This is a genomic window from Pseudarthrobacter siccitolerans (assembly GCF_001046895.1).
GTDB lineage: Bacteria > Actinomycetota > Actinomycetes > Actinomycetales > Micrococcaceae > Arthrobacter > Arthrobacter siccitolerans.
Genome location: NZ_CAQI01000059.1, coordinates 49162 through 72351, shown reverse-complemented (window position 1 = coordinate 72351; position 23190 = coordinate 49162). Strand labels below are relative to the sequence as shown.

The 23190-nt window shown below is 66.4% G+C and carries 26 protein-coding genes; 16 read left to right on the top strand and 10 right to left on the bottom strand.

Going from position 1 to position 23190, the window contains the following annotated elements; genetic code table 11:
* Nucleotides 1-8 precede the first annotated feature (8 nt).
* Nucleotides 9-1343, bottom strand: a complete 1335-nt coding sequence (locus ARTSIC4J27_RS20495; RefSeq protein ID WP_083435577.1) for a glycosyltransferase family 87 protein — start codon at nt 1341-1343, stop codon at nt 9-11.
* A gap of 311 nt (nt 1344-1654) precedes the next feature.
* Here ARTSIC4J27_RS20495 and ARTSIC4J27_RS20490 point away from each other — a divergent pair, with 311 nt between their 5' ends.
* The gene (locus ARTSIC4J27_RS20490; protein WP_050057060.1) at nt 1655-1858 is read left to right on the top strand and encodes a hypothetical protein; all 204 of its coding nucleotides are present in this window, start codon (nt 1655-1657) and stop codon (nt 1856-1858) included.
* 32 nt (nt 1859-1890) lie between these two features.
* Here the strand turns inward: ARTSIC4J27_RS20490 and ARTSIC4J27_RS20485 are convergent, their stop codons facing one another.
* Entirely contained in the window at nt 1891-2151 is a 261-nt protein-coding gene (locus ARTSIC4J27_RS20485) for a DUF3072 domain-containing protein (RefSeq protein WP_050057059.1), read from the bottom strand.
* A 192-nt stretch (nt 2152-2343) separates the two neighbouring features.
* Here ARTSIC4J27_RS20485 and ARTSIC4J27_RS20480 point away from each other — a divergent pair, with 192 nt between their 5' ends.
* Together ARTSIC4J27_RS20480 and ARTSIC4J27_RS20475 are read left to right on the top strand one after the other, a co-directional pair.
* Nucleotides 2344-3840 (top strand): FAD-dependent monooxygenase, encoded by a 1497-nt coding sequence (locus ARTSIC4J27_RS20480; RefSeq protein WP_050057058.1) that lies wholly within the window; start codon nt 2344-2346, stop codon nt 3838-3840.
* A 4-nt stretch (nt 3841-3844) separates the two neighbouring features.
* On the top strand, nt 3845-4678 hold the full coding sequence (locus ARTSIC4J27_RS20475; RefSeq protein ID WP_050057057.1) for an oxidoreductase: 834 nt from the start codon (nt 3845-3847) through the stop codon (nt 4676-4678).
* Nucleotides 4679-4707: 29 nt separating this feature from the next.
* Here the strand turns inward: ARTSIC4J27_RS20475 and ARTSIC4J27_RS20470 are convergent, their stop codons facing one another.
* On the bottom strand, nt 4708-5097 hold the full coding sequence (locus ARTSIC4J27_RS20470; RefSeq protein WP_050057056.1) for a VOC family protein: 390 nt from the start codon (nt 5095-5097) through the stop codon (nt 4708-4710).
* A 137-nt stretch (nt 5098-5234) separates the two neighbouring features.
* Here ARTSIC4J27_RS20470 and ARTSIC4J27_RS20465 point away from each other — a divergent pair, with 137 nt between their 5' ends.
* Nucleotides 5235-5753, top strand: coding sequence for a flavin reductase family protein (locus tag ARTSIC4J27_RS20465; protein WP_050057055.1), 519 nt, complete (start codon nt 5235-5237; stop codon nt 5751-5753).
* Between the two features lie 276 nt (nt 5754-6029).
* Nucleotides 6030-7508 carry an HNH endonuclease gene (locus ARTSIC4J27_RS20460; protein WP_050057054.1) on the top strand — a complete coding sequence of 493 codons (1479 nt, stop codon included), beginning with the start codon at nt 6030-6032 and terminating at the stop codon, nt 7506-7508.
* Nucleotides 7509-7577: 69 nt separating this feature from the next.
* Here ARTSIC4J27_RS20460 and ARTSIC4J27_RS20455 read toward each other — a convergent pair whose 3' ends face one another.
* The gene (locus ARTSIC4J27_RS20455) at nt 7578-8369 is read right to left on the bottom strand and encodes an IclR family transcriptional regulator (RefSeq protein WP_050057053.1); all 792 of its coding nucleotides are present in this window, start codon (nt 8367-8369) and stop codon (nt 7578-7580) included.
* 139 nt (nt 8370-8508) lie between these two features.
* On the opposite strand from ARTSIC4J27_RS20455, the gene ARTSIC4J27_RS20450 reads away from it, so the two are divergent.
* From ARTSIC4J27_RS20450 to ARTSIC4J27_RS20415, 8 genes are all read left to right on the top strand, one after another.
* The gene (locus ARTSIC4J27_RS20450) at nt 8509-9012 is read left to right on the top strand and encodes a tripartite tricarboxylate transporter TctB family protein (protein ID WP_050057052.1); all 504 of its coding nucleotides are present in this window, start codon (nt 8509-8511) and stop codon (nt 9010-9012) included.
* 2 nt (nt 9013-9014) lie between these two features.
* Nucleotides 9015-10517 (top strand): tripartite tricarboxylate transporter permease, encoded by a 1503-nt coding sequence (locus tag ARTSIC4J27_RS20445; protein ID WP_050057051.1) that lies wholly within the window; start codon nt 9015-9017, stop codon nt 10515-10517.
* Nucleotides 10518-10561: 44 nt separating this feature from the next.
* A complete protein-coding gene (locus ARTSIC4J27_RS20440) occupies nt 10562-11566 on the top strand; it encodes a tripartite tricarboxylate transporter substrate binding protein (protein ID WP_050057050.1) in 1005 nt (334 codons plus the stop codon).
* Between the two features lie 34 nt (nt 11567-11600).
* Complete coding sequence (locus ARTSIC4J27_RS20435; protein WP_050057049.1) at nt 11601-12230, top strand: RraA family protein; 630 nt, start codon at nt 11601-11603, stop codon at nt 12228-12230.
* 22 nt (nt 12231-12252) lie between these two features.
* Nucleotides 12253-13032, top strand: coding sequence for an NAD(P)-dependent oxidoreductase (locus ARTSIC4J27_RS20430; protein WP_050057048.1), 780 nt, complete (start codon nt 12253-12255; stop codon nt 13030-13032).
* Nucleotides 13033-13111: 79 nt separating this feature from the next.
* On the top strand, nt 13112-14449 hold the full coding sequence (locus ARTSIC4J27_RS20425; protein WP_050057047.1) for a TRAP transporter large permease subunit: 1338 nt from the start codon (nt 13112-13114) through the stop codon (nt 14447-14449).
* A gap of 11 nt (nt 14450-14460) precedes the next feature.
* Complete coding sequence (locus tag ARTSIC4J27_RS20420; protein WP_050057046.1) at nt 14461-14715, top strand: hypothetical protein; 255 nt, start codon at nt 14461-14463, stop codon at nt 14713-14715.
* Nucleotides 14712-15695: a cyclase family protein gene (locus ARTSIC4J27_RS20415; protein ID WP_050057045.1), complete on the top strand. Its 984-nt coding sequence runs from the start codon at nt 14712-14714 to the stop codon at nt 15693-15695. Before ARTSIC4J27_RS20420 ends, ARTSIC4J27_RS20415 begins: the two co-directional genes overlap by 4 nt.
* Nucleotides 15696-15706: 11 nt before the next feature.
* Here the strand turns inward: ARTSIC4J27_RS20415 and ARTSIC4J27_RS20410 are convergent, their stop codons facing one another.
* Nucleotides 15707-16429, bottom strand: coding sequence for an SDR family NAD(P)-dependent oxidoreductase (locus ARTSIC4J27_RS20410; RefSeq protein WP_050057044.1), 723 nt, complete (start codon nt 16427-16429; stop codon nt 15707-15709).
* Between the two features lie 82 nt (nt 16430-16511).
* Here ARTSIC4J27_RS20410 and ARTSIC4J27_RS20405 point away from each other — a divergent pair, with 82 nt between their 5' ends.
* Together ARTSIC4J27_RS20405 and ARTSIC4J27_RS20400 are read left to right on the top strand one after the other, a co-directional pair.
* Entirely contained in the window at nt 16512-17177 is a 666-nt protein-coding gene (locus tag ARTSIC4J27_RS20405) for a GntR family transcriptional regulator (RefSeq protein ID WP_050057043.1), read from the top strand.
* A complete protein-coding gene (locus ARTSIC4J27_RS20400) occupies nt 17174-18349 on the top strand; it encodes an MFS transporter (protein WP_050057042.1) in 1176 nt (391 codons plus the stop codon). Before ARTSIC4J27_RS20405 ends, ARTSIC4J27_RS20400 begins: the two co-directional genes overlap by 4 nt.
* 18 nt (nt 18350-18367) lie before the next feature.
* Here the strand turns inward: ARTSIC4J27_RS20400 and ARTSIC4J27_RS20395 are convergent, their stop codons facing one another.
* Nucleotides 18368-18940 carry an MOSC domain-containing protein gene (locus tag ARTSIC4J27_RS20395; protein ID WP_050057041.1) on the bottom strand — a complete coding sequence of 191 codons (573 nt, stop codon included), beginning with the start codon at nt 18938-18940 and terminating at the stop codon, nt 18368-18370.
* 64 nt (nt 18941-19004) lie between these two features.
* Here ARTSIC4J27_RS20395 and ARTSIC4J27_RS20390 point away from each other — a divergent pair, with 64 nt between their 5' ends.
* The gene (locus tag ARTSIC4J27_RS20390; protein WP_050057040.1) at nt 19005-19385 is read left to right on the top strand and encodes a DUF7793 family protein; all 381 of its coding nucleotides are present in this window, start codon (nt 19005-19007) and stop codon (nt 19383-19385) included.
* Between the two features lie 6 nt (nt 19386-19391).
* On the opposite strand, the gene ARTSIC4J27_RS20385 is transcribed toward ARTSIC4J27_RS20390, so the two are convergent.
* Genes ARTSIC4J27_RS20385 through ARTSIC4J27_RS20370 form a run of 4 tightly spaced genes read right to left on the bottom strand, consistent with a single transcriptional unit; the run spans nt 19392 to nt 23121 of the window.
* Nucleotides 19392-19829, bottom strand: a complete 438-nt coding sequence (locus tag ARTSIC4J27_RS20385) for a VOC family protein (RefSeq protein ID WP_050057039.1) — start codon at nt 19827-19829, stop codon at nt 19392-19394.
* A 2-nt stretch (nt 19830-19831) separates the two neighbouring features.
* Nucleotides 19832-22231 carry an ATP-binding cassette domain-containing protein gene (locus tag ARTSIC4J27_RS20380; protein ID WP_050057038.1) on the bottom strand — a complete coding sequence of 800 codons (2400 nt, stop codon included), beginning with the start codon at nt 22229-22231 and terminating at the stop codon, nt 19832-19834.
* 21 nt (nt 22232-22252) lie between these two features.
* Complete coding sequence (locus ARTSIC4J27_RS20375; RefSeq protein WP_050057037.1) at nt 22253-22675, bottom strand: VOC family protein; 423 nt, start codon at nt 22673-22675, stop codon at nt 22253-22255.
* The gene (locus ARTSIC4J27_RS20370; protein ID WP_050057036.1) at nt 22672-23121 is read right to left on the bottom strand and encodes a helix-turn-helix transcriptional regulator; all 450 of its coding nucleotides are present in this window, start codon (nt 23119-23121) and stop codon (nt 22672-22674) included. The genes ARTSIC4J27_RS20375 and ARTSIC4J27_RS20370 overlap by 4 nt, the downstream gene beginning before the upstream one ends.
* Between the last annotated feature and the right edge of the window lie 69 nt (nt 23122-23190).

Sequence of the window (23190 nt, the reverse complement as noted above, 5' to 3'; positions counted from 1 at the left end):
GGGAAATCTTAGGACTCCTTCAGCGCGGGAGCGGCTGCGGGGGTCTTCTTGCCCAGCAGGTAGAGGCGCCGGACGCTCCAGAGGAACAGCACCACCAGCAGGACGTTGCGGATGGTCAGCACCAGCGCCATCCACGGGTTGTTGTGGCTGAGGGCGTCGTAGAACAGCGGGTAAATGAAGTAGGTGGCGGTGGCGATGGTGATCAGCATGGCAGCCGGCACCTGCCATTCCCGCCAGCTGTGGGCCAGCCCGACGGCGACAGCCGGGGCCAGCCACACCATGAACTGCGGGGACCCCACCTTGTTGAAGACCACAAACGCCGTGGCGAGGGTGAGTGCACCGGCGAGGAGCAGCTCGGTGCGGTCCACGCCGCCGCTGATTTTTCCGTTGTGCAGCGCCCAGAACGTCAGCCCGGCCACCAGCAGTGCGGCCAGGACCAGGAGGGGCTGCATCAGCACGGACATCAGGGCGGTGCCGGGTCCGTCCACCTGCATGGAGTTGATGTCCGTGTTCATGTACATCCGGGAGCCGCCCACGTTCAGGACGGACAGCCAGAGCCAGGGCGTGGTAAAGGTGGCCTCAAGCTGCATGCCGCGGTCGCCCTGCTGGGTGAGGAAGTTCAGCAACTTGGGAACGCTGCCGACTGCTGCTGCCAGCGCAATGACGCCCGCCGTCGTCGTGATTCCGGCAAGGACCACCAGGATCCGGTTCCGGACCACGGCGAACAGCGCCAGCATGATGGCCGCAGGCCAGACCTTCACCCAGGTGCCGATGGCCAGAAGGATGGAGGCGATGAAGGGCCGGGCCACACCGTAGGCGAGGGCCACCAGGACCAGCGGTGCGGTGAGGCCGTCCACTCGGGCGAAGCCCAGCCAGCCCATCAGGAAGGTGAACGCCAGCCACCACCAGCCCGCGGGGATAGCGTTTTGGTCGCGGCCGCGGTTGGTCAGCTTCAGCAGGGCCCAGCCGTTGAGCAGGGTGGTCATCAGGACCCAAAGGAAGAAGAACGGTCCCGGCCCCGCGATCCCGGCGATTGCCATAGGGATCAGCGCCAGGATGGGGTAGACCCAGGGGCTGGGGCCGCCGGTCAGGTTGGCGTCGTCGAAGCCCGCCATGGCCCAGTCGCGGTAGATGAAGGTATCGCTGAACGCTTCACCGCGGAGTGAGAGGGAGGCGGCGAAGACCAGGAAGACCAGGTGCACCACGATGAAGCCGCCCAGCAGTCCGCGGCCGGTGTTCAGCAGGTTCCGGGCGGGCTCGGGAAGGATGACGTTGCGGATCCGGGTGAGATTGCCGAAGAAAGCGTCCGTGGAAATGGCGGGATCCTTGTCAGGTCGTGGCACACGTGTGGTGTTGTGCTGGTGGCTGGGTTCTGCCGCATGGCTGGTTCAGGGGCATCGGAGCCGTCCGGAAACAGCTTCCACTCCTGTCCAACTCTAATTCACGGTGCTTTGGCGCCCGTAATTGCCCGACCCACCCTCAAGCCGCCACGCTTTTGACCTGCGGAGACTTATTACTTGATTTTTCAAGTTGCTGGTGATCGATTACTCCGGCATTATGAACTGGGCACAAAGGTGCCCAACTTCGTCTGCAGCCTTGGGGAGCGCAGGTGTTAGATATGACCCCCTACCCCCAACACACAAAGGCTAGACCCATGAACTTCCCACTGACCCTCACCGTTGCCGACCGCCAGAGCATGGACAGCGAGCTCGATGCCGCCGTCACGGCCGCCAAGGCCCACGCCCTGGCCGAGAAGCGGCACGGCATCCTGGTCACCCGCCACGGTGTGGACAAGTTCACCGTGGCGCTCAGCGAGGCCGTTCCCTTCGGCCTGACCCGCGAACACCAGGCCTGGTAAGCCTAAAGGCGCCTTCCTTGCGGAAGGCGCCTTTACTCTTCTCCGGCGTTGCCGGAACCGTTGCCTGACACTCTTCCGCTGCGCTGCTGCAGGCGGTCAATGTGCTTGGACGCTTCCGCCTTGCTGAGATCAGCCGGCAGTTCTTCCCCTGCCTCGCGCGCGAGCGTATCGAGGTAGCTGCGCTGCGCCGCGGTCATAGGCTCATCTCCTGTGACCCAGTCCTCAGGGTCCCGGTTCAAGCCCGCGTCCGGCTCGGGTGTGGGGCTGCCGATGGTTTCCTGGTTTTCGCTCATGCCCAAAAGTCTAGGCACCGGGACTCACAGAGTGAACCTGCCCTGGCGCGGCGTTTGGGACCTGTGCTGACCTGGCACCTTGCCCGCACTCCTTCCATTTCCAATGTATCGCCCCGGATGGGGCTTGCCGCAAGGGCCCACAGGGGCCGGATAATCGCAGAGGCCTCAACCGGGAGAACGGGAGCAAGTGCGATGAAGGAGCACGCGGTACTGATTGTGGGTGGCGGCCCCGCGGGGTTGATGCTGGCAGGAGAGCTCGCGCTCGCGGGGGTTGATGCAGCCATTGTGGAGCGGCGCCCCAGCCAGGACCTGGCAGGTGCGCGGGCGGGCGGCCTGCATTCACGAACCATCGAAGTCCTGGACCAGCGCGGCATCGCGGGCCGGTTCCTGGCTGAGGGGCAGGTGGCCCAGGTGGCAGGGTTCGCGATGACGCGCCTGGACATCAGCGACTTTCCCACCCGCCATCCCTACGGCCTGGGGCTGTGGCAGAACCACATCGAACGCATCCTGGCCGGCTGGGTGGCCGAGCTGGCCGTGCCGATCTACCGCGGCCAAGAGGTGACAAGCCTCGCGCAGGACGGTGCCGGCGTCAACCTTTACCTCAAGGACGGCGGGACCCTGCGGGGAGACTACGCAGTGGGGTGCGACGGCGGCCGGAGCCTCGTGCGCAAGGCGGCGGGAATAGGGTTCCCCGGCTGGGATCCCACCACCAGCGCGCTCATCGCGGAGGTGGAGATGACCGGCGATCCTGAATTCGGTGTGCACCAGAATCGTTTCGGGATCCACTCCTTTGGCCGGCGGGAGTACGAGATCGTGGACGGCAAGGTGGTCTACGCGGAGAGCGGGCCGGTGGGGGTGATGGTGACCGAGGAGCACGTGGGGTCGTCCGCCGAGCCCACCCTGGCGGATCTCAAGGCGGCGCTGATTGCCGTCTGCGGCACCGATTACGGGGTCCACAGCCCCACTTGGATTTCCCGCTTCACCGACATGACGCGGCAGGCTGCGGCGTACCGCGCGGGCCGGATCCTGCTGGCCGGCGACGCAGCGCACGTCCATGCCCCGGACGGCGGGCAGGGCCTGAACATCGGAGTGCAGGATGCGGTGAACCTGGGCTGGAAGCTGGGGCAGGTGGTCAACGGGACTGCCCCGGAGACCCTCCTGGACACTTACCAGGCGGAGCGCCACCCCGTGGCGGCCCGGGTGCTGCGCAACACCATGGCACAGAGCGCCCTCCGGCGCCCGGATCCAAGGATCAAGGCAGCCGGCGAAGTGATATCCGAGTTGCTCGGTATGGAGGAGCCACGCAGGCGGTTCGCCGGGATGCAGTCCGGCCTGGACGTCCATTACGACCTTGGCGAGGGCCACCCGCTGCTCGGACGCCGGATGCCCGACGTCGACCTTGCCACTGCGGATGGCGCGCTGACCGCCTATGCTCTGCTGCACGAGGCGAGGCCGCTGCTGCTGAATTTTGGGGCGCCGGGCCTTTTCGACAACCTCCCGCGGCCGGAGAAGGTGAAGCTGGTGGATGCCCAGTACGGCGGGCCGTGGGAGCTGCCGGTGCTGGGGAAGGTTCCCGCTCCTGCCGCCGTCCTGGTCCGGCCGGACGGATACGTCGCCTGGGTGGGCGAGGGAACGGATGCGGGGCTTGCGGAGGCTCTGGCCACCTGGGGCGGATCCGCCCTAGGTTAGGGGCATGACCACCAAGACGGCACTTGTTACAGGAGCATCCTCAGGAATCGGAGAGACCACTGTCCGGAAGCTGCAGGGCCTCGGCTACACCGTGTACGGGGCGGCGCGGCGCACGGACCGGCTGCAGGGACTGGCGGCCGACGGCATACGGCCGCTTGCCATGGACGTGACCGACGATGCATCGATGAGCGCGGGCATTGGGCAGATCATCGCCGATACGGGCCGCATTGACGTCCTGGTCAACAACGCCGGCTACGGCTCGTACGGCGCGCTGGAGGACGTCCCCATCGACGAGGGGCGCCGGCAGTTCGAGGTCAACGTCATCGGCGCGATCCGGCTGGCGCAGCTGGTCCTGCCGCACATGCGCGGGCAGGGTTCGGGCACCATCGTGAACGTCACCTCGATGGGCGGCAAGATCTATACCCCGTTGGGCGGCTGGTATCACGGGACGAAGTTCGCCCTTGAGGCGCTCAGTGACTGCCTCCGTTTGGAGGTCAAGCCCTTCGGCATCGATGTGGTGGTGATTGAGCCCGGCAGCATCGCCACCGAGTGGGGCGGCATTGCTGCGGACAACCTTGAGGCTACCTCCGGGCACGGACCTTATGCAGGGCAGGCGGAGGCTGTCGCCCGGACGTTGAGGGCGGAATCAACGGGGAACCGGAACTCGCCGCCGTCGGTGGTGGCGGACGCGATCGGGAAGGCCGTGACCGCCGAGAAGCCCAAGACCCGCTATGCGATGGGCTTCGGCGCCAAACCCCTGATTGCGGCGCGCGCCCTGCTTGGCGACCGCCAGTTCGACGCTGTGATCAGCCAGGCAATCGGGCTGCCGCGGAACTGAAGGGCCGGCGAGCCCGGTCCGTTAAGCCTTTACAGGTGCGCATCCCTGACCGCCGGCGGTGTGGCGCCCTGGAGGACCCAGCGGTTGCCGTCCGGATCGGCGAAGTGGGCGAACAGCACGCCACCCATGTCCTCGACATCGCTGATGTCCGCGCCCCGGCGGAGGAGTTCATCGCGCGTGGCGCCCATGTCCGGCACCACCAGCTGCAGCCCCTCCAGGCTGCCCGGCTGCATGGCTGTCATCCCGGTGCCGATGACGATGGACGCGGCCGAACCCGGAGGCGTCAGCTGGACCACCCTCATTCCGGGAACGTGCTCCACATCGTGGTCGAGCACGAAGCCGAGCTTCTCCGTATAGAAGGACTTTGCCCTGTCCACATCGGACACGGGTACCTGCACAACCTCAAGGCGCATCTCCATTGGCCCACAGTACCTTTCGTTACTCCATGCTTCGGGCTGTGACCCCGCATTGCCTACGGCGTCAGTGGGTTTCGCGCGCGATTGAACAGCACGCTGGCGGGTGGTTGGTTGGGATTACCGGTCTGAAAGGAAAGAACATGAAGGAACACTTTGATCTCACGCCGCAGCGCCTGCGCCACGTCCTGGGCCACTTTGTCTCCGGGTTGACCGTCATCACCGCGGCCACGGACAACGGCCCCGCAGGCTTCACGTGCCAGTCTTTCTCTTCCCTCTCGCTGGACCCGGCCCTGGTCACCTTCAGTCCGGCACGCAGCTCCAGCACCTGGCCCCAGCTGCGCAACGCCGGCCGGTTCACCGTGAACATCCTGCCCGCCGAACACCAGCATCTGGCCGCCCAGTTCGCCCGTTCCGGTACGGACAAGTTCGCCGGCGTGGACTACTCGACGTCACCCCTGGGCAACCCGGTGCTGGACCAGGCGCTCGCCTGGGTGGACTGCGAGCTGCATAAAGAGTACGACGGCGGCGACCACACCATCGTGGTGGGTTCTGTCCGCGCCCTGGGGGCGCGGGAGGGCGCCGAGCCGCTCCTCTTCTTCAAGGGCAACTACTTCGAAGGAGTCGAGTCACGAGCCAACCGGCTGGAGAAGGTCGCATGACGGCGGCGCCGATCCCGCTCGCGGGACCGGGTCCGCCGCCCGGCAGGAGCGTGAGTGGCATGATCAGCACCCTGATCCGCAGGATCCAGGCGTCCTGCCCGGACGCCCAGATTATTCCGGTCAAGGCAGCAGGCTCCTCACGGCGGCGGTGAGGATCGATTCGCTGCCCGGCATGCTGCGCGGATCGGCTGGCGGCGTAATTGTCAGACCCTACTCCTAGTCTGAATGTGTCCGGAAGAGGAGGGACTGGCAACGGTTCCGCGAAGGAGGTGCAGCATGGATGTTCAGCCGTTCGTCATTGACGACGAGGCGTGGGTTCCGGCTGTCGAGTTCACGGACCGGGAGGATTCGCTCCTGGCCGGGACGCTGAGCTTTCCGGCTCCCGCTTTCCTGACCGCCGATGGTGCGATCCGCGTGGTCCAGTCGGCTGACAGGCTGATCGCCTGGGCTATGGGCGTAAAGCAGGGCGCGCTTGCCCGCGTCGAGGAAGCTGTTGCGGAAGAAGCTCCCGTGCGGCAGGAGAGCCAGCCGGTACGGTTTGGCGGGGACGAGGCCCATGCGCTTGCTGTCACCGAAGTGTCCACTGCCTGTGCCCTCTCGGAAGGGACGGCTGCGCGCTTGCTCAATGATGCGGCGGAGCTGACCACGTCCTTTTGGGAGGTCCTTGAAGCCTTGGAGGCCGGCGAAATTTCCGACGCGCATGCCCGGATCATTGTCGAACAAGCCCGCTCCCTCCCTGACGGGCAGGCTGAAAGGTTTGCATCGATTGCGCTGCGGCGCACGCGGACCCGGCACGGCCGCAGGCGCACTCCCGCTGAATTGCGCGCCTGCCTGCGGCGGTTGCGTGAACAGCTTCACCCTGAAAGCCTCGCGGCCCGCAAGGAGGCGGTCCAGCGTGAGCGCGGCGTGTGGTTCAGGGCCGAGCCGGACGGAATGTGCACGCTCTCGGCGTTCCTCACCGCGGAGGTCGGAATGGCAATCTATAGCGGACTCGATCGTGATGCGCGGCTGGCCAGCGCGCGGGCCGCGGAGCTCAGGGAAATCCCGGGGCACAGCAGTGCTGCTGAACCCGGCCCTGCACCTGACTCTGCACCTGGAGCCGACCCTGCGGCGGATCCGCCGACGCTGTCGGAGTTTCGCGCCGAGTCGCTGGCCTACCGCCTCTTGGGTGGCCCAGACGGGGTGGAATCCGGGGTGTTCCGCCCTGAGATCGTGGTGACTATTCCGGTCGGGCAGGTTATGGGCGGCAGCCCGGGTTCCGTTGCTAGTGCTGCACCCGCTGGACCTGAGCCTGGAACGGCTGAACTCGAAGGTTATGGCCCCCTTGATGCTGCAACGGCCGGGCGCTTGGCGGCCCTGGCGCCTACTTGGTACTTGCTCTTCACGGACGGCACTACCGGGCAGGCGTTGGGCGTGGGTCGCCGGGCATATCGTCCACCCAAGGCGCTGCGCCAGTACCTGCAGTGCCGCGACGGGACCTGCCGGTTTCCGGGATGCACCCGCCGGGCCAGCGTCTGCGAACCCGATCACACCATTGAGTGGCAGGACGGCGGGACTACCGACCCCGGCAACCTGGCAATGCTCTGCCGCAGGCACCACGCGCTGAAATCCATCGGCGCGTGGAGCTACAGACACTCTTCCCCTTCGGGGGACCTTGAGTGGCGCTCACCGCTGGGCCGGCGATATCCCACCGAAGCGGCGGAGCTCGGAAAAGTCCTGTATCCGCTCCAACAGCCGGAGCCGCCGCCGTTTTAGCCAGACGGCAGGCAGGCCTCGGACGTGTGCCGGCCCGGTCCCGGGGCAGCGCCAGTCAGGGGTGGTGCTTTAGTAGACGGAGCCCTCGAGCAGCTCGGAGAGCCTGCTTGCCGCACGCCGGAGTTCCGGGACGCCTGCCTTTAGCGTGGCTTCGCTGGCTGCCTCCACGGGACTGGTGAGGGAAATGGACTCGCTCGGGCGGCGCCCCATCCTGTTCGGCACGGCCACGGCCACTGAGAGAACTCCCGTGGCACGCTCATCCGCGGAGTACGCATACTCTGCCGTGGGCTCAGGCAACCTGGAGCGCAGCTCCGCGGCAGTGAGCCCGGCATCCTGACCCGCTGCAACGGCGGCAGCCACCACCTGCTCAAGCTCGTCGTCGCTCGCTGAAGCGAGCAGGATCTTGCCGGCGGCACCCAGCGTGAGGGGCAGGCGCTTGCCCAGCGGAAGGTCATAACGCAGGGGCGCTTCGCCATCCACGCGCGCCACGAGGATGCGCTCGAAGCCCAGCCGCGTATATAGCGACGCCGTCAGTCCCGTCTGTGATGCGACCTGCTGAAGGATGGGCCGGGCTGCCACTACGAGCGGATCGTTCTCGAGGAAGCTCCGGGCGGCAGGCAGGACCGCGGGCCCAATCCTGTAGGACTTGTCGGTCTGGCTGACCATTCCAAAGTCCTGCAGCACCCGCAGGATCCTCAACGTGGTGGGCAGGCTCATGCCGCAGGTCCTGGCCAGGTCGCTGAGCCGTTGCGGCCGCTCGGCGCGCTGCAGTTCCGCGAAGACCTCCATGGCACGGGAGAGGGAGCGCATGTTGGAGGCCTTGGGGCCTTCCTCAGCCGTAGGTTCCGTCGATGTCGTCATCGCCATCCTTTCATTCTATGTAAGTTCCTTGCGCTTGACAGCGACTGTGTCTGCTGTCACTATTTCTCTGTACGCAATATAGTTTCATTCTGTGAAATACACCAACGCAGAATGAAACGGATACACGGAGAAGGAACCCATGACAACGGAGTCAGTCACAGCCAAACCCGTGAGCCCTGCCCGGGTGGCGCCGTCTGTGTTGGCCGGTATTGGCGCGTTCGCGGCTGTGGGCGCTTACGTCCTGGCCACCTCGGTCGATCTCGGCCTCTGGACGTCTCTGGGCCCGGGCCCCGGCCTGTTTCCTTTCGCCATGGGCGCCGTCCTGGTGGCCATGGCTGTTGTCTGGCTGATCCAGGAACTCCGCCGGCCCAGCCAGACCGCAGAAGGCGTCGATCGCGGACTGGTCATCGCCGTCGTCCTGAGCCTGGTGGTCCTCGCGGTGGTCCTGGACCTGCTCGGCTTCCAGCTCGGCATGTTCCTCTTCCTCATGTACCACCTGAAGCTGCGCGGCCGCAGGGGCTGGCCCTCGTCCCTGATCACTGCCCTCGCCGGCAGCGTCGGCGCGTTCTACGCCTTCAACTACGGACTGAACGTGTCCCTGCCCGTCTCGGCCTTTCCCCTGCTGAACACGATCGGACTCTGAACGTGGATACCCTCAACGAACTCCTCAACGGCTTCGCGGCCGCCATGACCTGGCAAAACCTGCTTTTTGCCTTCCTGGGCTGCCTGCTCGGCACGGTCATCGGCGTGCTGCCCGGCATCGGCCCCGTAGCCGGCGTCGCGCTGCTCATTCCCCTCACCATGAACCTGGACGCGACCGGCGCGATCATCATGCTCTGCGCCATCTTCTACGGCACCGCTTACGGGGGAACCATCACCAGCGTCCTGCTGAACACCCCCGGCGAAGCTGCCTCGGCCATCACCACCATCGACGGCTACGCCATGACCAAGATCGGCAAGGCCGGAGCCGCCCTGACCATCGCCGCCGTCGGCTCCTTCGTGGGCGGAACCGTAGCCACCATCGGCCTGGTGGCGGCCGCCAAGCCCCTGGGAGAGCTGGGTCTGCTCGTAGGACCACCTGAATTCTTTGCCCTGATGGTGGTGGGCATCTCCCTGCTCGTCGCCCTCGCCGGGAAATCCATGGTCAAAGCAGTCATCTCCGGCGCCCTGGGCCTCCTCATCGCCATGGTCGGCATCGACCCGGTCGCCGGTGCGCCCCGGTTCACGTTCGGCATGGACCGGCTCCTGGACGGTGTCAGCTTCGTCGCCGTCATCGTGGGCGTCTTCGGGCTCTCCGAACTCCTGTCCTACCGCAAAGGCGACCAGCCGGCCGCGGTGCACGCACCCAACTTCCGCTCACTGCTCCCCACCGGCAACGAATGGCGCCGGAGCGCCCCGGCCATGGCCCGCGGCACCGGTATCGGCTTCGGCCTGGGGCTCATCCCGGGCATGACCGGTTCCGTGTCCTCACTGCTGGCCTACGGTGCGGAAAAGAAGTTTTCCCGCCACCGCAGCGAGCTGGGCAAGGGTGCCATCGAAGGTGTCGCCGGCCCGGAAACAGCCAATAATTCCCACGCGAACGCGGCCCTGATCCCGCTGTTCACCCTGGGCATCCCGGCCTCACCTACCATCGCGGTGCTGATGGGCGCCTTCCTCCAGCAGGGCCTCACCCCGGGGCCCACCCTGTTCACGGAACACTCCGAGATCGCCTGGGCCATCATCGCCAGCCTGTTCATCGGAAACCTGCTCCTGCTGCTGCTGAACGTGCCGCTGGTGGGCCTGTGGACCTCCATTCTCCGCGTGCCACAGTCGATCCTCACCGCTCTGATCCTGCTGTTTATGGTGATCGGCGCCTACACCATCAACTTCAGCGTCTTCGATGTCTTCGTGATGATCGGTTTCGGCCTCCTCGGCCTCGCCCTTCGCCACCTGGACATCCCGCTGGCACCCATGGTGCTGACCCTGGTGCTCGGCCCGCTCATGGAACGCTCGCTGCGCGAATCGCTCGAAATCTCCCAGGGCGACTTCAGCATCTTCACCAGCCGCCCCATCTCCGCCGTCCTGATCGGCCTTGGCCTGCTGATCGTCTTCAGCCCGCTGCTCAAGCTGCGCAAGCCGAAAGCACTCAACGAAGACCCCGAAACCTGAACCCCACCCGCACAAAGACCCCACACCTTCAAAGGAGAAGAACCATGAAAACCCGTTCACGCATCGCCGCCGCCCTGGCAGCAGCATCCCTGATCGCCCTCACCGGCTGCGGCGCCAATGCCGGAGCCACCAACGCCTCCGCCGGCGACTTCCCCAAAAAGGGCAAAACAATAGACCTCGTCGTTGCGTTCTCCTCCGGCGGTGCGGTGGACACTGCTGCCCGGCTCATCCAGCCCATCCTGGAAAAGGAACTCGGCACCAACGTGGAGGTCATTAACAAGCCCGGCGCCGGCGGACAGATCGGCTACACCCAGCTGACCAGCGCAAAACCTGACGGCTACACCATCGGTGCCACCGGTTCCCCGTCCGTCGTCGTTTCACCCCTTGATCCCGCCCGCGGCGCCAAGTACACCCGCGACAGCTTCCAGCCCTTGGGCCGCCAGGTCATCGACCCCACCGTCATCGCAGTGCAGCCGGACAGCCCCTACACAACACTGAAGGAGCTCCTGGACGCAGCCAAGGCCAACCCCAAGTCCCTGACCGCCAGCACCACCGGGCTCCAGACCGGCGAACACTTCGCCCTGGCCCAGATCCAGGAAAACACCGGTTCCGAATTTGCTCCGGTCCACTTCTCGGAAGGTGCGTCCCAGGCCACCACCGCTTTCCTTGGCAAACATGTGGACGTCCTGGTGGCCAACGTCAGTGACGTCACGGATCTCACCAAGCAGGGCAAGGCCCGCGTCCTGGGCGTCATGACGTCAGAGCGCGCACCCTCGCTGCCGGACGTTCCCACATTCAAGGAAGCGGGCTACGACCTCGAGGCCGGCACGGTACGCGGCTACTCCGCCCCCGCCGGGTTGCCGGACGAGGTGGCCACGAAGCTCGAAGCGGCCATCCAGAAAGCCATTGAAGACCCTGCCGTGGTGCAGAAGATGAACGACCTCGGCCTGCAGACCAGCTACCTCTCAGGCGAGGACTACAAGCAGTTCTGGGCCGGACAGGAAGAGGACTTTAAGAAGGTCCTGCCGCTGGTCCAGAAGACCGACTGACCCTGCCGCAAACCACCGGACGGAAGAAACCATCATGACAACCCCAGCAACAGACACCATCCACGCCACCTTCCCCCGCCCCGACAGGGACGTGGTGGAGCGCCTCGCCAAGCTGCCCGCCGCCAACATCGGCGACGCCATGGACCGGCTTGGTGTGGCGGACTCCGCCATCCAGGCCATCTGGCCCGGCGCCCTCCTCGCCGGCCCTGCCTTCACGGTGTGGACGCGGCCCGGCGACAACCAGGGCATCCACAAGGCCCTGGAGCAGGCCCGGCCGGGTGACGTCATTGTGGTGGCCGGCGGCGGCGACGCCTCCCGCGCACTGCTTGGCGAGCTCATCGGCGAACGCGCCATTAACCTTGGCATCGCCGGCTTCGCGCTGGACGGAGCAGCGCGCGACGCCGAAGCGCTGGGTGAGATCGGGATGCCCGTCTTCGCCCGGGCTACTTCCCCCGCCGGCCCTTACAAGGACGGCCCCTTCCGCCTGGGCACGGCGCTCGCTTTCGGCGGCGTCCCCGTCCTGCCCGGCGATGTGATTATCGGCGACTCCGACGGCGTGGTGGTGGTGCCCCGCGACCAGGCAGCCGCCGTCGCCGAGGCTGCCGAAGCAGTCTTCGCAGACGAAACGAACCGCCGGCAAGCCATCGTGGCAGCCCGCGCCTGAAGCAAGAAGGACAGAGAAGACCATGACAGCGGTAACCTTCATCGGCCTCGGCGAAGCCGGAGCCACCTACGCCGCGGCGCTCCACGCCGCTGGCCACAAGGTCACCGGGTTTGACCCGGTTGCGCCCACCACTCCCGCCGGCGTCACCCGCGCAGCAACCGCCGCACAAGCGTGTGAAGGCGCCGCCATCGTCCTCGTCATGACAGGAGCCGCGGCCGCGCGCAGCGTCGCCCAGGAGTGCCTTCCGGTCCTGGAAGCGGGCAGCTGCTACGCGGACTTCACCTCATCCTCGCCCGGAGTGATGCGCGAACTGGGCCGGCTGCCCGGCAAAGCCGACTTCGCCGACGTCGCCATCCTTGGGCCGGTCTCCGCACTGGGAGAGAAGACGCCCCTGATGGTCAGCGGCCCCGGAGCCCAGGCGGTGGTTGACCTGCTGGCTCCGCTGGGAGTCGACGTCGAAATTGCGGCGGGAGAACCCGGCGCGGCCATGGCCCATAAGCTCCTCCGCAGCGTCCTGATGAAGGGCCTGGCCTCCGTGGTGGTCGAAGCCGTGACTGCCGGCCGGGCAGCCGGACTCGAAGAATGGATCCGTGCCCAGATCGCCGGGCAGCTTGCCGGTGACGGGCAGGCAGTGATTGACCGGTTCCTTACCGGCACGGCCAAGCACGCCGTCCGGCGCTCCAAGGAAATGCAGGACACGGCCAGCTACCTCACCGATCTTGGAGTTCCCGCTGAGATGACCACTGCGTCCGCTGCCGCCCTTTCCCGCATGGCCCGGGCAACTGAGCCGGCCTTGCGCTGACGGCTGCATCCGGCAGAATCAAGAACGGGTAATACGTGACTCACCACCTAACCGGCGTCCCGCCGTCAGGAGCAGCAGCATGATCGGCATCTGGGCACTCGGCGCCTACCTTGCCGTCATCCTGTTGTGGACCACCGTGCTCAAGCGCAGTGTGGGGGAGGCCATGATCCTCGGCTTCCTGGCCGTCCTTCCGTTCACCGGGGCAGCGGCGGCTGCGGTCGGCTGGGATGCTCTCTACTCGGCCGTCACCGATGAGATCGTCTACGCCACTATGGCCTTCGTGTTTATGGGCTACCTGCTGGACAAAACCGGCGTGCTGGACCGGCTGATCGACCTGCTCAACTCCCTGATCGGCGGGGTCAAGGGCGGGCCGGCCTGGGTGTCCACTGTGGCCTCGGCCGGCCTGGGCGGGGTGGTCCACAACCAGGCGGCCATCGCCGCCACCGTGGGGTCAGTCACCATTCCCTGGATGGAAAAGTCGCGGCTGGACAAGCCCTCGGCGGCCACCCTGGTGGCCGGTAATGCTGGCATGGGAATCACCTTTCCGTTCAGCGCATCGATGTTCGTGCTGGTGGGATCCGCCACCGTGGGTCCCCTGCTGGACATCAACGCGCTGGTCCTGCCCTTGCTGTTCGGGGGCCTGTGGTGCTTCCTGCACCGGCTGATCGTCACCTGGCTGCTGATCCGCAAGAGCGGGATGGCTCCGCTTGATGCGGCCCATCGGCTGCCCGTCCGGGCCGCGTTTGGCCGTGGCTGGGCCACCCTCTTGCTGTTTGTTGTGGTGGCCATTCCGCTGGTGATCACGTCCGGGGCCATCGCTGCGGGTCTCTCGGACTGGACCCGGGGAGACGTGTCCAAGTCCGTCAGCGTCATCGTCTGGATCCCCGTGGTCCTGATTATCACCGGCTTCCTGCTGGGCCGGAAGAAACTCCCCACGAACGGGCGGGCGTGGTGGGCGCTGCTGCAGGACTCGGCCCCGCGGTTTGGGATCGTGGGCGTCACCGTGGTGTTCGCCTTCGCCGGAGCCAACGCCCTCGCCGCCACCGGGCTGCCGCAGCAAATGACGGAACTGCTCAACGGAATGAACCTGCCGGTGTGGATCCTGGCCATCCTGATCGGGCTGATTGTCATCGCTGTCGCCGCGCCCCTATCCGCCACTGCCACCATGGCTGCTGTTGGAACGGTCGGCGTCGCGGCCCTCGTGGCAGCCGGAGTCCCGGCAACCACTGCAGCGGTGGCCGTCCTGGTCTTCTCCTCCTGCGAGGCGGCGGTTCCGCCCGGCGGTGCCCCGCTTTATGTGGCGTGCGGCATCGCGGATGTGGACCCGATCAAAACATTCCTCCGGCTGCTCACCCACTATGCCCTGCCGTTGCTCGGCATCGGCGTCCTGATCATCCTCGGCGTCCTGCCGATCTAAAGGAAGTCATCATGCACACCATCCGAAGGGCCGTGGAAGTCCTCTTCGTCCTGACCCTCGCAGCGCTCCTTGTTGGGGGCGTTGTGTTCGTGGCCGGGCAGGCCATCGCCCTGGTTGCCGGCCAGGGCGACTGGCTCACCCTGCTCAACGAGACCATCAAGGCGCCCATGTGCATCGCTGCCTCCGTTTGCGCCATCGCAGGCTTCCTGCTTAGTTACAAACGCCGCCAGAACCAGGAGCAGCCGCAGGAAGCAGGGGCACGGTGAGGCCCGGGGAGGGAACCTACCCCACGTTCGCCGATCTCCTGAAGCGGGAGGGTGCCTTCGCTGGAACCTCCTGGGGCCTCTTTCCGGACGCAACCCGCGGGACGCCGTCGTTCATTGATTCCAAGGCCGTGATGGAAGCGCGAAGCTGCATCCGCACCGGCATGGCCTTTGGCCTGGACTATCCGGCCGATGCCTTCGACCCCGGCATGTCCCTCAAGCGCGGCGCTCCCCGGCACACCATCTACTCCTCGCACCCGGCCCACCGCGACGACTTCCTGGACGGGTACTACCTGCAGGGATCCAGCCAGATCGACGGGCTGCGGCACCGCCGTGCAGACGACGTCGGCTTCTACAACGGCACATCCGATCACGTTGTCCGTGAGGGCACGCCGGATCTTGGCATCCAGGTTTGGGCGGACAACCCGATCGTCGGGAGGGGAGTCCTTGTCGACCTCGCCGGGTACCGCGCCGGGCAGGGCGCTCCGATCGACCATGCCGCAGGTGAGCCCCTGGAACTGGAGCTGATCCAGGCTGCGCTGGCTGCCCAGTCCGTGACCCTCCGGCAGGGCGACATCCTGTTGCTGCACACCGGCTGGTGCGAGTGGTTCCTCGGCCTGGCCCCCGAGGACAAACAGCGGATGCGGGAGAGCAGGCGTGCCACCGGCGTTGCGCAGTCCGGGGACTTCGTCGCCTGGGCATGGGACCACCGGCTGGCGCTCCTCGCGGCGGACAACTTCGCCCTCGAATGCCTGCCCGCATTGGCTTCCAGCCCTTACCGCGACTCCGCCCCGAACGATCACGGCATGATGCACCAGCAGCTCCTCGCCAAGCTGGGCATGCCGCTGGGTGAACTGTGGCGGCTCGGGCCCCTCGCGCGCCACATGCGTGGCATTAACCAGTGGGACGCCTTCATCACCATCAAACCGCTGAACATCACCGGCGGGACCGGATCACCCGCGAACGCCACCGCGCTGCTGTGAGGGTAACCCCGTCAGGCCAGGCGCTCGCCGGTGATTTCGGCCAGGTGGTCCAGGAGCGCGTTCTGGAACCGCTCGTCACGGGCGGCATGATGGGGCTTCTCCCGGGCCTGGTGGAACCAGTAGCCGCCGCTGGTGAGCGCCGCCGCGTCATCGCTTGTGGCGAGCCACTCCTGGGTCAGGTGGCCGAGGCGCAGGTCATCGGGCGCCCCGACGCCGCCCATCCGGGTCGGCACCCAGCCCGGATCCACGGCGTTGCTGAGGACGTCCGGCCATAAACGGGCGGCGGCGGCTGCCAGGGCCGTGAGGTAAAGCTTGCTGTCCGAGTAGGTCACCTTCCCCGTGCCCGCTTCGAGCCTGCTGAGATCGGCGTGTCCGCCGCGGTGCATCCCGCTGCTGAGGTAGACCAGCCGCAGCGGGCGTTCGATGAGCGCAGTGAGGAGATACGGGGCCACAACATTCACCTGGAAGATGTCCGGGCTGTGCAGGACTCCCGCGTTGTGGATGACGGCGTCCATGCGGCCGATCGCGTTGACTTGCCGGGCGACGTCGCGTGTCTGTTCAGTGTCCGCCAGATCGCCCACCACCGCTGCGGCCCCGCCGTCCACCAGCTCCTGGACGGCATCCAGCCGGGCAGTGCTCCGGGCATGGACAACAACATCGTGCCCACTCTCCAGAAGGGTCCGGGCCGTAGCTTGTCCCAAACCGTCAGCGGAGCCGGTGACAAAAACACGCATCCCTACACCTTATCGGTCGGGCTCAGTCGCGAATCATACTTGTATACATCTATACAAGTATGATGAGTGCTGGAGGTCGAACATGACTGATTTACCGGCACGGAACACCGGCGCACATTTTGTCTACGCGGAGCTGAAGCGGCAGATCCTCAGCCTTGAGCTGAAGCCGGGGGAGCGGATTTTTGAGCCTGCAATGGCTTCGGCATTGAGGGTGAGCCGTACACCGCTGCGTGAGGCCATCAGGCGGCTCATCTCAGAAAACCTCCTGGAGCAGCAGCCCACCGGGGGTGTCCTGGTGCCCAGCCTGGACGAGGCAGTCATTTCAGAGTTGTACGAGGTCCGGGCGGCTATGGAGTCGCTGATGGCACGGAACGCCTGCATTAAGGCCACGCCTTCTGACATCGAAGCGCTCCGAGGCATCCTTGCCCGTAACGCTGCAGTGGTGGAATTCGCCGACGACGCCATGCGGCAGGGCATGGCACTTCACAGCAGGCTCGCGGAGATCGCCGGAAATTCCTGGGCCCGCCGTTTCCACGACCAGGTATCCAACCACATGGAGCGGTACCGGCACTTCACCAACAGCACCCAGGGACGGCGTGACGAGGCCCTGACCCAGCACCGGGCCCTGGTGGACGCCGTGGCCGCGGGTGATCCGGACAACGCTGCGAAGATAGCTTTCGAGCACGTCATGGGCGCCCGGGATGCCGCGGTGCGTGCCATCTCGGGCAGCGGCCTGGGCATCTCATGATCGGTGAACTTGGACGCCGCACAACAACTTCCCTCCTGGTCCATTCCGCGCTGATCCAGGCCGTGACCTTCCTGGTCCGGCCGGCGGCGACCTACCGTGCGCTTGAACTGGACGTTCCCGGGTTTGCCTTGGGCCTTCTGGCAGCCAGCTATGCTGTTTTTCCCTTGCTGCTCGCGGTCCCCACGGGCGGCCTGGTGGACCGCCTGGGTGAGCGCCGGCTGATGGCCATCGGGTCCGCCGTCGTTCTTGTCAGTTCTGTTTTCCTGCTGCTGTGGGGCTCGTCCATCGTCACCCTGGTCATCGGAACCGCACTGCTGGGTGCCGGGCAACTCGCATGCGTTGTTGGGCAGCAGGCCGTGGTGGCCAACAACGCTGCCCCCGCCCGCATGGACGCAGCCTTCGGTTACCTGACTTTCGCTGCCTCCCTGGGCCAGGCCCTCGGACCCCTGGCGATTGCTCTCGTGGGAGGCGCCTCCATCCGCCCCGACACGCAGGCGATCTTCTTCCTGTCCACGTGCATGAGCCTGGCACTCTTCGTGACCACGTTTGGTGTGGCAGCACAGGTCAGCAGCGCGAAGAGGAAGGCCGTTGCGGGTGGCGGCAACACCGGCAACGCACTCTCACTGCTCAGGACCCCGGGCGTCGCCCGCGCATTGGCTACCAGCGCCACCGTTCTTGCCGTGGTGGACCTGACCATGGTGTACCTCCCGGCACTCGGATCCGAACGCGGGCTCACTGCGGCAACCGTGGGCGCCATGCTCACTGTCCGTGCAGTGTTTTCCATGGTTTCGCGGATCCTGCTGGGGCGGGTGTCCCGGAAGCTGGGCCGCATGAGGCTGCTGGTTTTGAGCCTGTCACTGTCCACCGCCGCTTTGGCCGTGGCGGCGGTTCCCATGCCGGCCTGGCTCTTGTTTGTTGTGATGGCGGTTCTCGGGCTGGGGCTTGGCATCGGCCAGCCGCTGACCATGTCCTGGCTTTCGGCGCAGGCCCCCGCGGGGCAGCGCGGGCGGGCGTTGGCCCTTAGGCTCGCCGGGAACCGGGTGGGCCAGGTGGTACTGCCGAGTGCCATCGGGGTGGTTGCGGCAGGGCTTGGTGCCGGAGGTGTCTTCCTTGCTTCAGCCGTGGTGGTGGGCGGGACGCTGCTGCTGCTCCGCGGCGTGCAGTTGGACTAGGGCGTGCAGTTGGACCAGTCAGGGCAGCCGGCCCGGCCGCAGCACTGAAGGCACCCCGGCCTGCCCAGGATCCAACGGAACCGGGCTGACCAGTACCGCCGGTCCACTGTGCAGGCTGCCGCTCGAGATTGCCCGGCAACGGATGCCGCCCCGGCCCCGCATCGCGGCGTGGGCTCCCGGCGCAAGCACCTCGTTCATCCAGGCGCACGGGTGCGCGGGCCGCCCGCCGTGGAACCCCACCACGGAATCCCCGGATTCAAGCGCGAAGTCGTGGCCCAGCAGCGGAGCCAGGTGGGCACCGCGCAGGATCACATTCCGCCGGGTGGCCAGGGGATCAAACGGCCCGGCCTCCAGTTCCGCGGCCATGGCCTCAAGGGCCTCGACGGCGAACAGGGTCACCGCAGCGTCCATGTGCGCGGCCTTACCGAAAAACCGGTCGCCCACAATGCCCTTGCCCGCCACGACTTCAGCCGTCCCGGCGTCAAGCGTCGGCACGTCCGCAGGACCGTCCTTGGCCCGCCCGAAGTAGGCATGCCCCGGTGACACCAGCAGGTGGAGGATTTCGACGTCGTACCGGTAGCGTTCGGCCATACCGCCAGCGTAGTTTGATGTAACCGTCAGACATCGCTGATCGAGACTATTGGGGGAGCAGAAAATGGAACCAATCGCTGTGGACGGCGGCAAGGGCACCGTCAAACTTGGATCCGACGGAATTATCCACCTTGTCTGGCGGCCCGGGATCGTTCTGGACAGCGATGACGTGCACGCGGCCATGGCTACGATCAATGAAATTTCCGATGGGTCCGCATACCCGATGCTGGTGGACATGGGGGTTACCAGGTCAGTGACCCGTCAGGCCAAGTCCGCCTTCCAGATCCCCTGTGCAGCGTCGCGCATTGCCTTGCTTGGCTCAAGTCCGGTGGACCGCATCATTGCCAACTTCACCATTGAACGCCAGACCCTGCCCTGTCCCACGCGCTTCTTCACATCGCGGGATGAGGCGCTGGGGTGGCTTATCGATCCCGCAATATCCTGACCGGCGTCAGTCTTTCTGCAGTTTCTCGGCGAGCATCACGAGGATTCCGCTGGGGCCGCGGAGGTACGTCAGTTTGTAGACGTCGCCATAGGTCGCCACGCCGCGCAGCGGATGGCACCCGTGTCTGGCAGCTACCTCAAGGGCTTTGTCGATGTCATCCACCGAGAAGGCCACGCGGTGCATGCCGATGTCGTTGGGCCGGGTCGGGTGCGACTCGATGGCTTCGGGATGGATGTATTCGAAGAGCTCCAGCTGGCCGTGACCGTCCGGGGTCTGGAGCATCGCAATCCTGGCGTGGTTGCCATCAAGCCCCACGGCAGTGTCGGTCCACTCCCCGCTGACAGTGTCACGGCCGATCACCGTCAGGCCGAGATCGGTGAAAAAGGCGATGGCTTCCTCGAGATCGCGAACGGCGATCCCGACGTTTTCCAGTTTGATGGCCATGCTCAAGCACCAACATACGCAGCAAGGTGCTTGCCGGTGAGCGTTGCGGCGTCAGCCACCAGCTCAGCCGGCGTGCCCTCGAAAACGATCCGCCCGCCGTCGTGCCCTGCTCCCGGCCCCAGATCGATGAGCCAGTCAGCGTGCGCCATCACCGCCTGGTGGTGCTCGATGACGATCACGGACTTGCCGGAATCCACCAGCCGGTCCAGCAGGCCCAGCAGGTTCTCCACGTCGGCAAGGTGCAGGCCCGTGGTGGGCTCGTCCAGGACGTACACGTCGCCCTTCTCGGCCATCTGCGTGGCGAGCTTGAGCCGCTGGCGCTCGCCGCCGGACAGCGTGGTGAGCGGCTGGCCGAGGCTGAGGTAGCCCAGGCCCACGTCCGCGAGCCGGTCAAGGACCGTGCGCGCCGCCGGCGTATTCGCCTCGCCTTCGGCGAAGAAGGCGGCGGCCTCCGTCACGGACATCGCCAGGACGTCGGCGATGTTCTTCCCGCCGAGCGTGTATTCCAGCACCGACGCCTGGAAGCGGCGGCCCTCGCAGTCCTCGCACGGTGACTCCACCGTGGCCATCACACCCAGCTCGGTGAAGATGACCCCGGCGCCGTTGCAGGTGGGGCAGGCGCCCTCGGAGTTCGAGCTGAACAGCGCCGGCTTCACCCCGTTGGCCTTCGCGAAGGCCTTGCGGATGGGCTCCAGCATGCCCGTATAGGTGGCCGGGTTGCTGCGCCGGGAGCCCTTGATGGCGCCCTGGTCGATCACCACCACGCCCTCGCGCTTGGCCACCGAACCGTGGATCAGCGAACTCTTGCCCGAGCCCGCCACGCCCGTCACCACCGTCAACACGCCCAGGGGGATGTCGACGTCGACCGCCTGCAGGTTGTGCGTCGACGCCCCGCGCACCTCGAGCGCCCCGGACGCCTTCCGGACCGCGTCCTTGAGCGATGCCCGGTCCCCGAGATGGCGCCCGGTGATGGTGTCGCTGGACCGCAGGCCCTCCAGCGTGCCCTCATAACAGACAGTGCCGCCCGCGGTGCCCGCACCCGGCCCCAGGTCAACAATGTGGTCCGCGATCGCGATGGTTTCCGGCTTGTGCTCCACCACCAGCACGGTGTTGCCCTTGTCCCGCAGCTGCAGCAGCAGCTGGTTCATGCGCTCGATATCGTGCGGGTGCAGCCCGATGGTGGGCTCGTCAAAGACATACGTGACGTCGGTGAGGGAGGAGCCGAGGTGCCGGATCATCTTGGTGCGCTGGGCCTCGCCCCCGGAGAGCGTGCCGGCCGGGCGGTCCAGGCTGAGGTAGCCCAGGCCGATGTCGGAGAATGAGTCCAGCAGGTGCTGCAGGCCCTTGAGCAGGGGAGCCACGGAGGCGTCCTTGAGGCCGCGGATCCACTGGGCGAGGTCGCTGATCTGCATCTGGCAGAGCTCGGCGATGTTTTTGCCGTTGATCCTGGAGGACAGCGCCTGCTGCGTCAGCCGGGTCCCCTCACACTCGGGGCAGGTCTGGAACGTCACGGCGCGTTCCACGAACCGGCGCACATGCGGCTGCATCGCCTCGGGGTCCTTGGACAGCATGGACTTCTGGATCTTGGGGATGATCCCCTCGAACGTCAGGTTGACGCCCTCCACCTTGATCTTGGTGGGCTCGGCGTACAGCATGGTCTCCAGCTGCTTCTTGGTGAACTTCGCAATGGGCTTGTCCATCGGCAGGCCCATGCCCTCGAACAGGCGCCCGTACCAGCCGTCCATCGAGTAGCCCGGAACAAGCAGTGATCCCTCGGCCAAGGACTTTTCGTCGTCGTACAGCGCTGTGCGGTCAATATCGCTGACGGCGCCCATGCCCTCGCAGCGCGGGCACATGCCGCCCAGGTAGACGGCCTGCTGGACCACGGCTTTCTCCACCCGGCCGCCGCTCTTCTCGGTGGACATCACGCCGCTGGCCTTGCGGGTGGGCACGTTGAAGGAGAACGCCGTGGGCGGGCCGACGTACGGTGAGCCGAGCCGGCTGAAGAGGATGCGCAGCATCGCGTTCGCGTCCGTGGCAGTGCCCACGGTGGAGCGCGGGTTGGCGCCCATCCGCTCCTGGTCCACAATGATCGCCGTGGTGAGCCCTTCCAGGAAGTCCACCTCGGGCCGGGCCAGCGAGGGCATAAAGCCCTGCACGAACGCACTGTAGGTCTCGTTGATCATCCGCTGCGACTCTGCGGCGATGGTGGCGAACACCAGGGAGCTCTTGCCCGATCCCGACACACCCGTGAAAACAGTCAGCCGGCGCTTGGGCAGCTCAACGCTGACGTCCTTGAGGTTGTTCTCGCGCGCCCCCTGCACCCGGATCAGGTCATGGGTGTCGGCGACGTGCAGCCCGTTGGGATCGGTGCTGGTGACGGTACTGGTGTCCGTGCTCATCGGGTCTCCATCTGTGGGGGTTCAGGGCTGCTGGTTGATGCGGACGGTGTTGCCGGCCGGGTCGCGGAAGGCGCAGTCGCGGATTCCGTAGGGCTGGTCAACGGGTTCCTGGACCACGTCCGCCCCGGTAGCCTCCACCGAGGCGAACGCGGCGTCCACGTCCGGGGAGGACAGGACGATGGTGGCATAGGTGCCCTTGGCCATCATTTCGGCGATGGTGCGGCGTTCGTCGTCGGTGACGCCGGGATCAACGGCGGGCGGGTACAGGACGATGGAGACGTCCGGCTGGCCGGCGGGGCCCACCGTGATCCAGCGCATGGTGCCGCGGCCAACATCGTTACGGATTTCGAAGCCCAGGGCGTCGCGGTAGAACGCCAGGGAGGCGTCGGGATCGGTATGCGGAAGGAAGGTTGAGGAGATGCTGATCTTGTTCATGGCAGTCATGCTAGTTGCGGCTCCGGGGCGGGCGCTTCTCGATTCCTGACCGGTCTGGTGACCTGTTTCGCCACGCACGCGGGGATGCCCGCCGTCGACATTTCCGCTTCCTGTTTGTAGACGCTGGGCGGCATACCCACCAGTTCCGTGAAGCGGGTGCTGAAGGTTCCCAGCGAGGAACAGCCGACGGCGAAGCACACCTCCGTGACGGAAAGGTCACCGCGGCGAAGCAGCGCCATGGCCCGCTCGATGCGCCTGGTCATGAGGTAGCTGTAGGGCGATTCCTGGTACGCCGCCTTGAAACGGCGGCTCAGGTGCCCGGCGGACATGTGCACGCCGCGGGCCAGGGACTCGACGTCCAGCGGCTGCGCGTACTCGCGGTCGATCCTGTCCTTGACGCGGCGGAGATCCGTGAGCTCGCGCAGGCGGGCGTCGGAGAGGGGGCTGGTGGTCACACCTCAGATCGTGCTACGCCCCGGCGGAGTTGTCCAGAGACCCGGCCCGGAACGGCACGGACGTAAGCT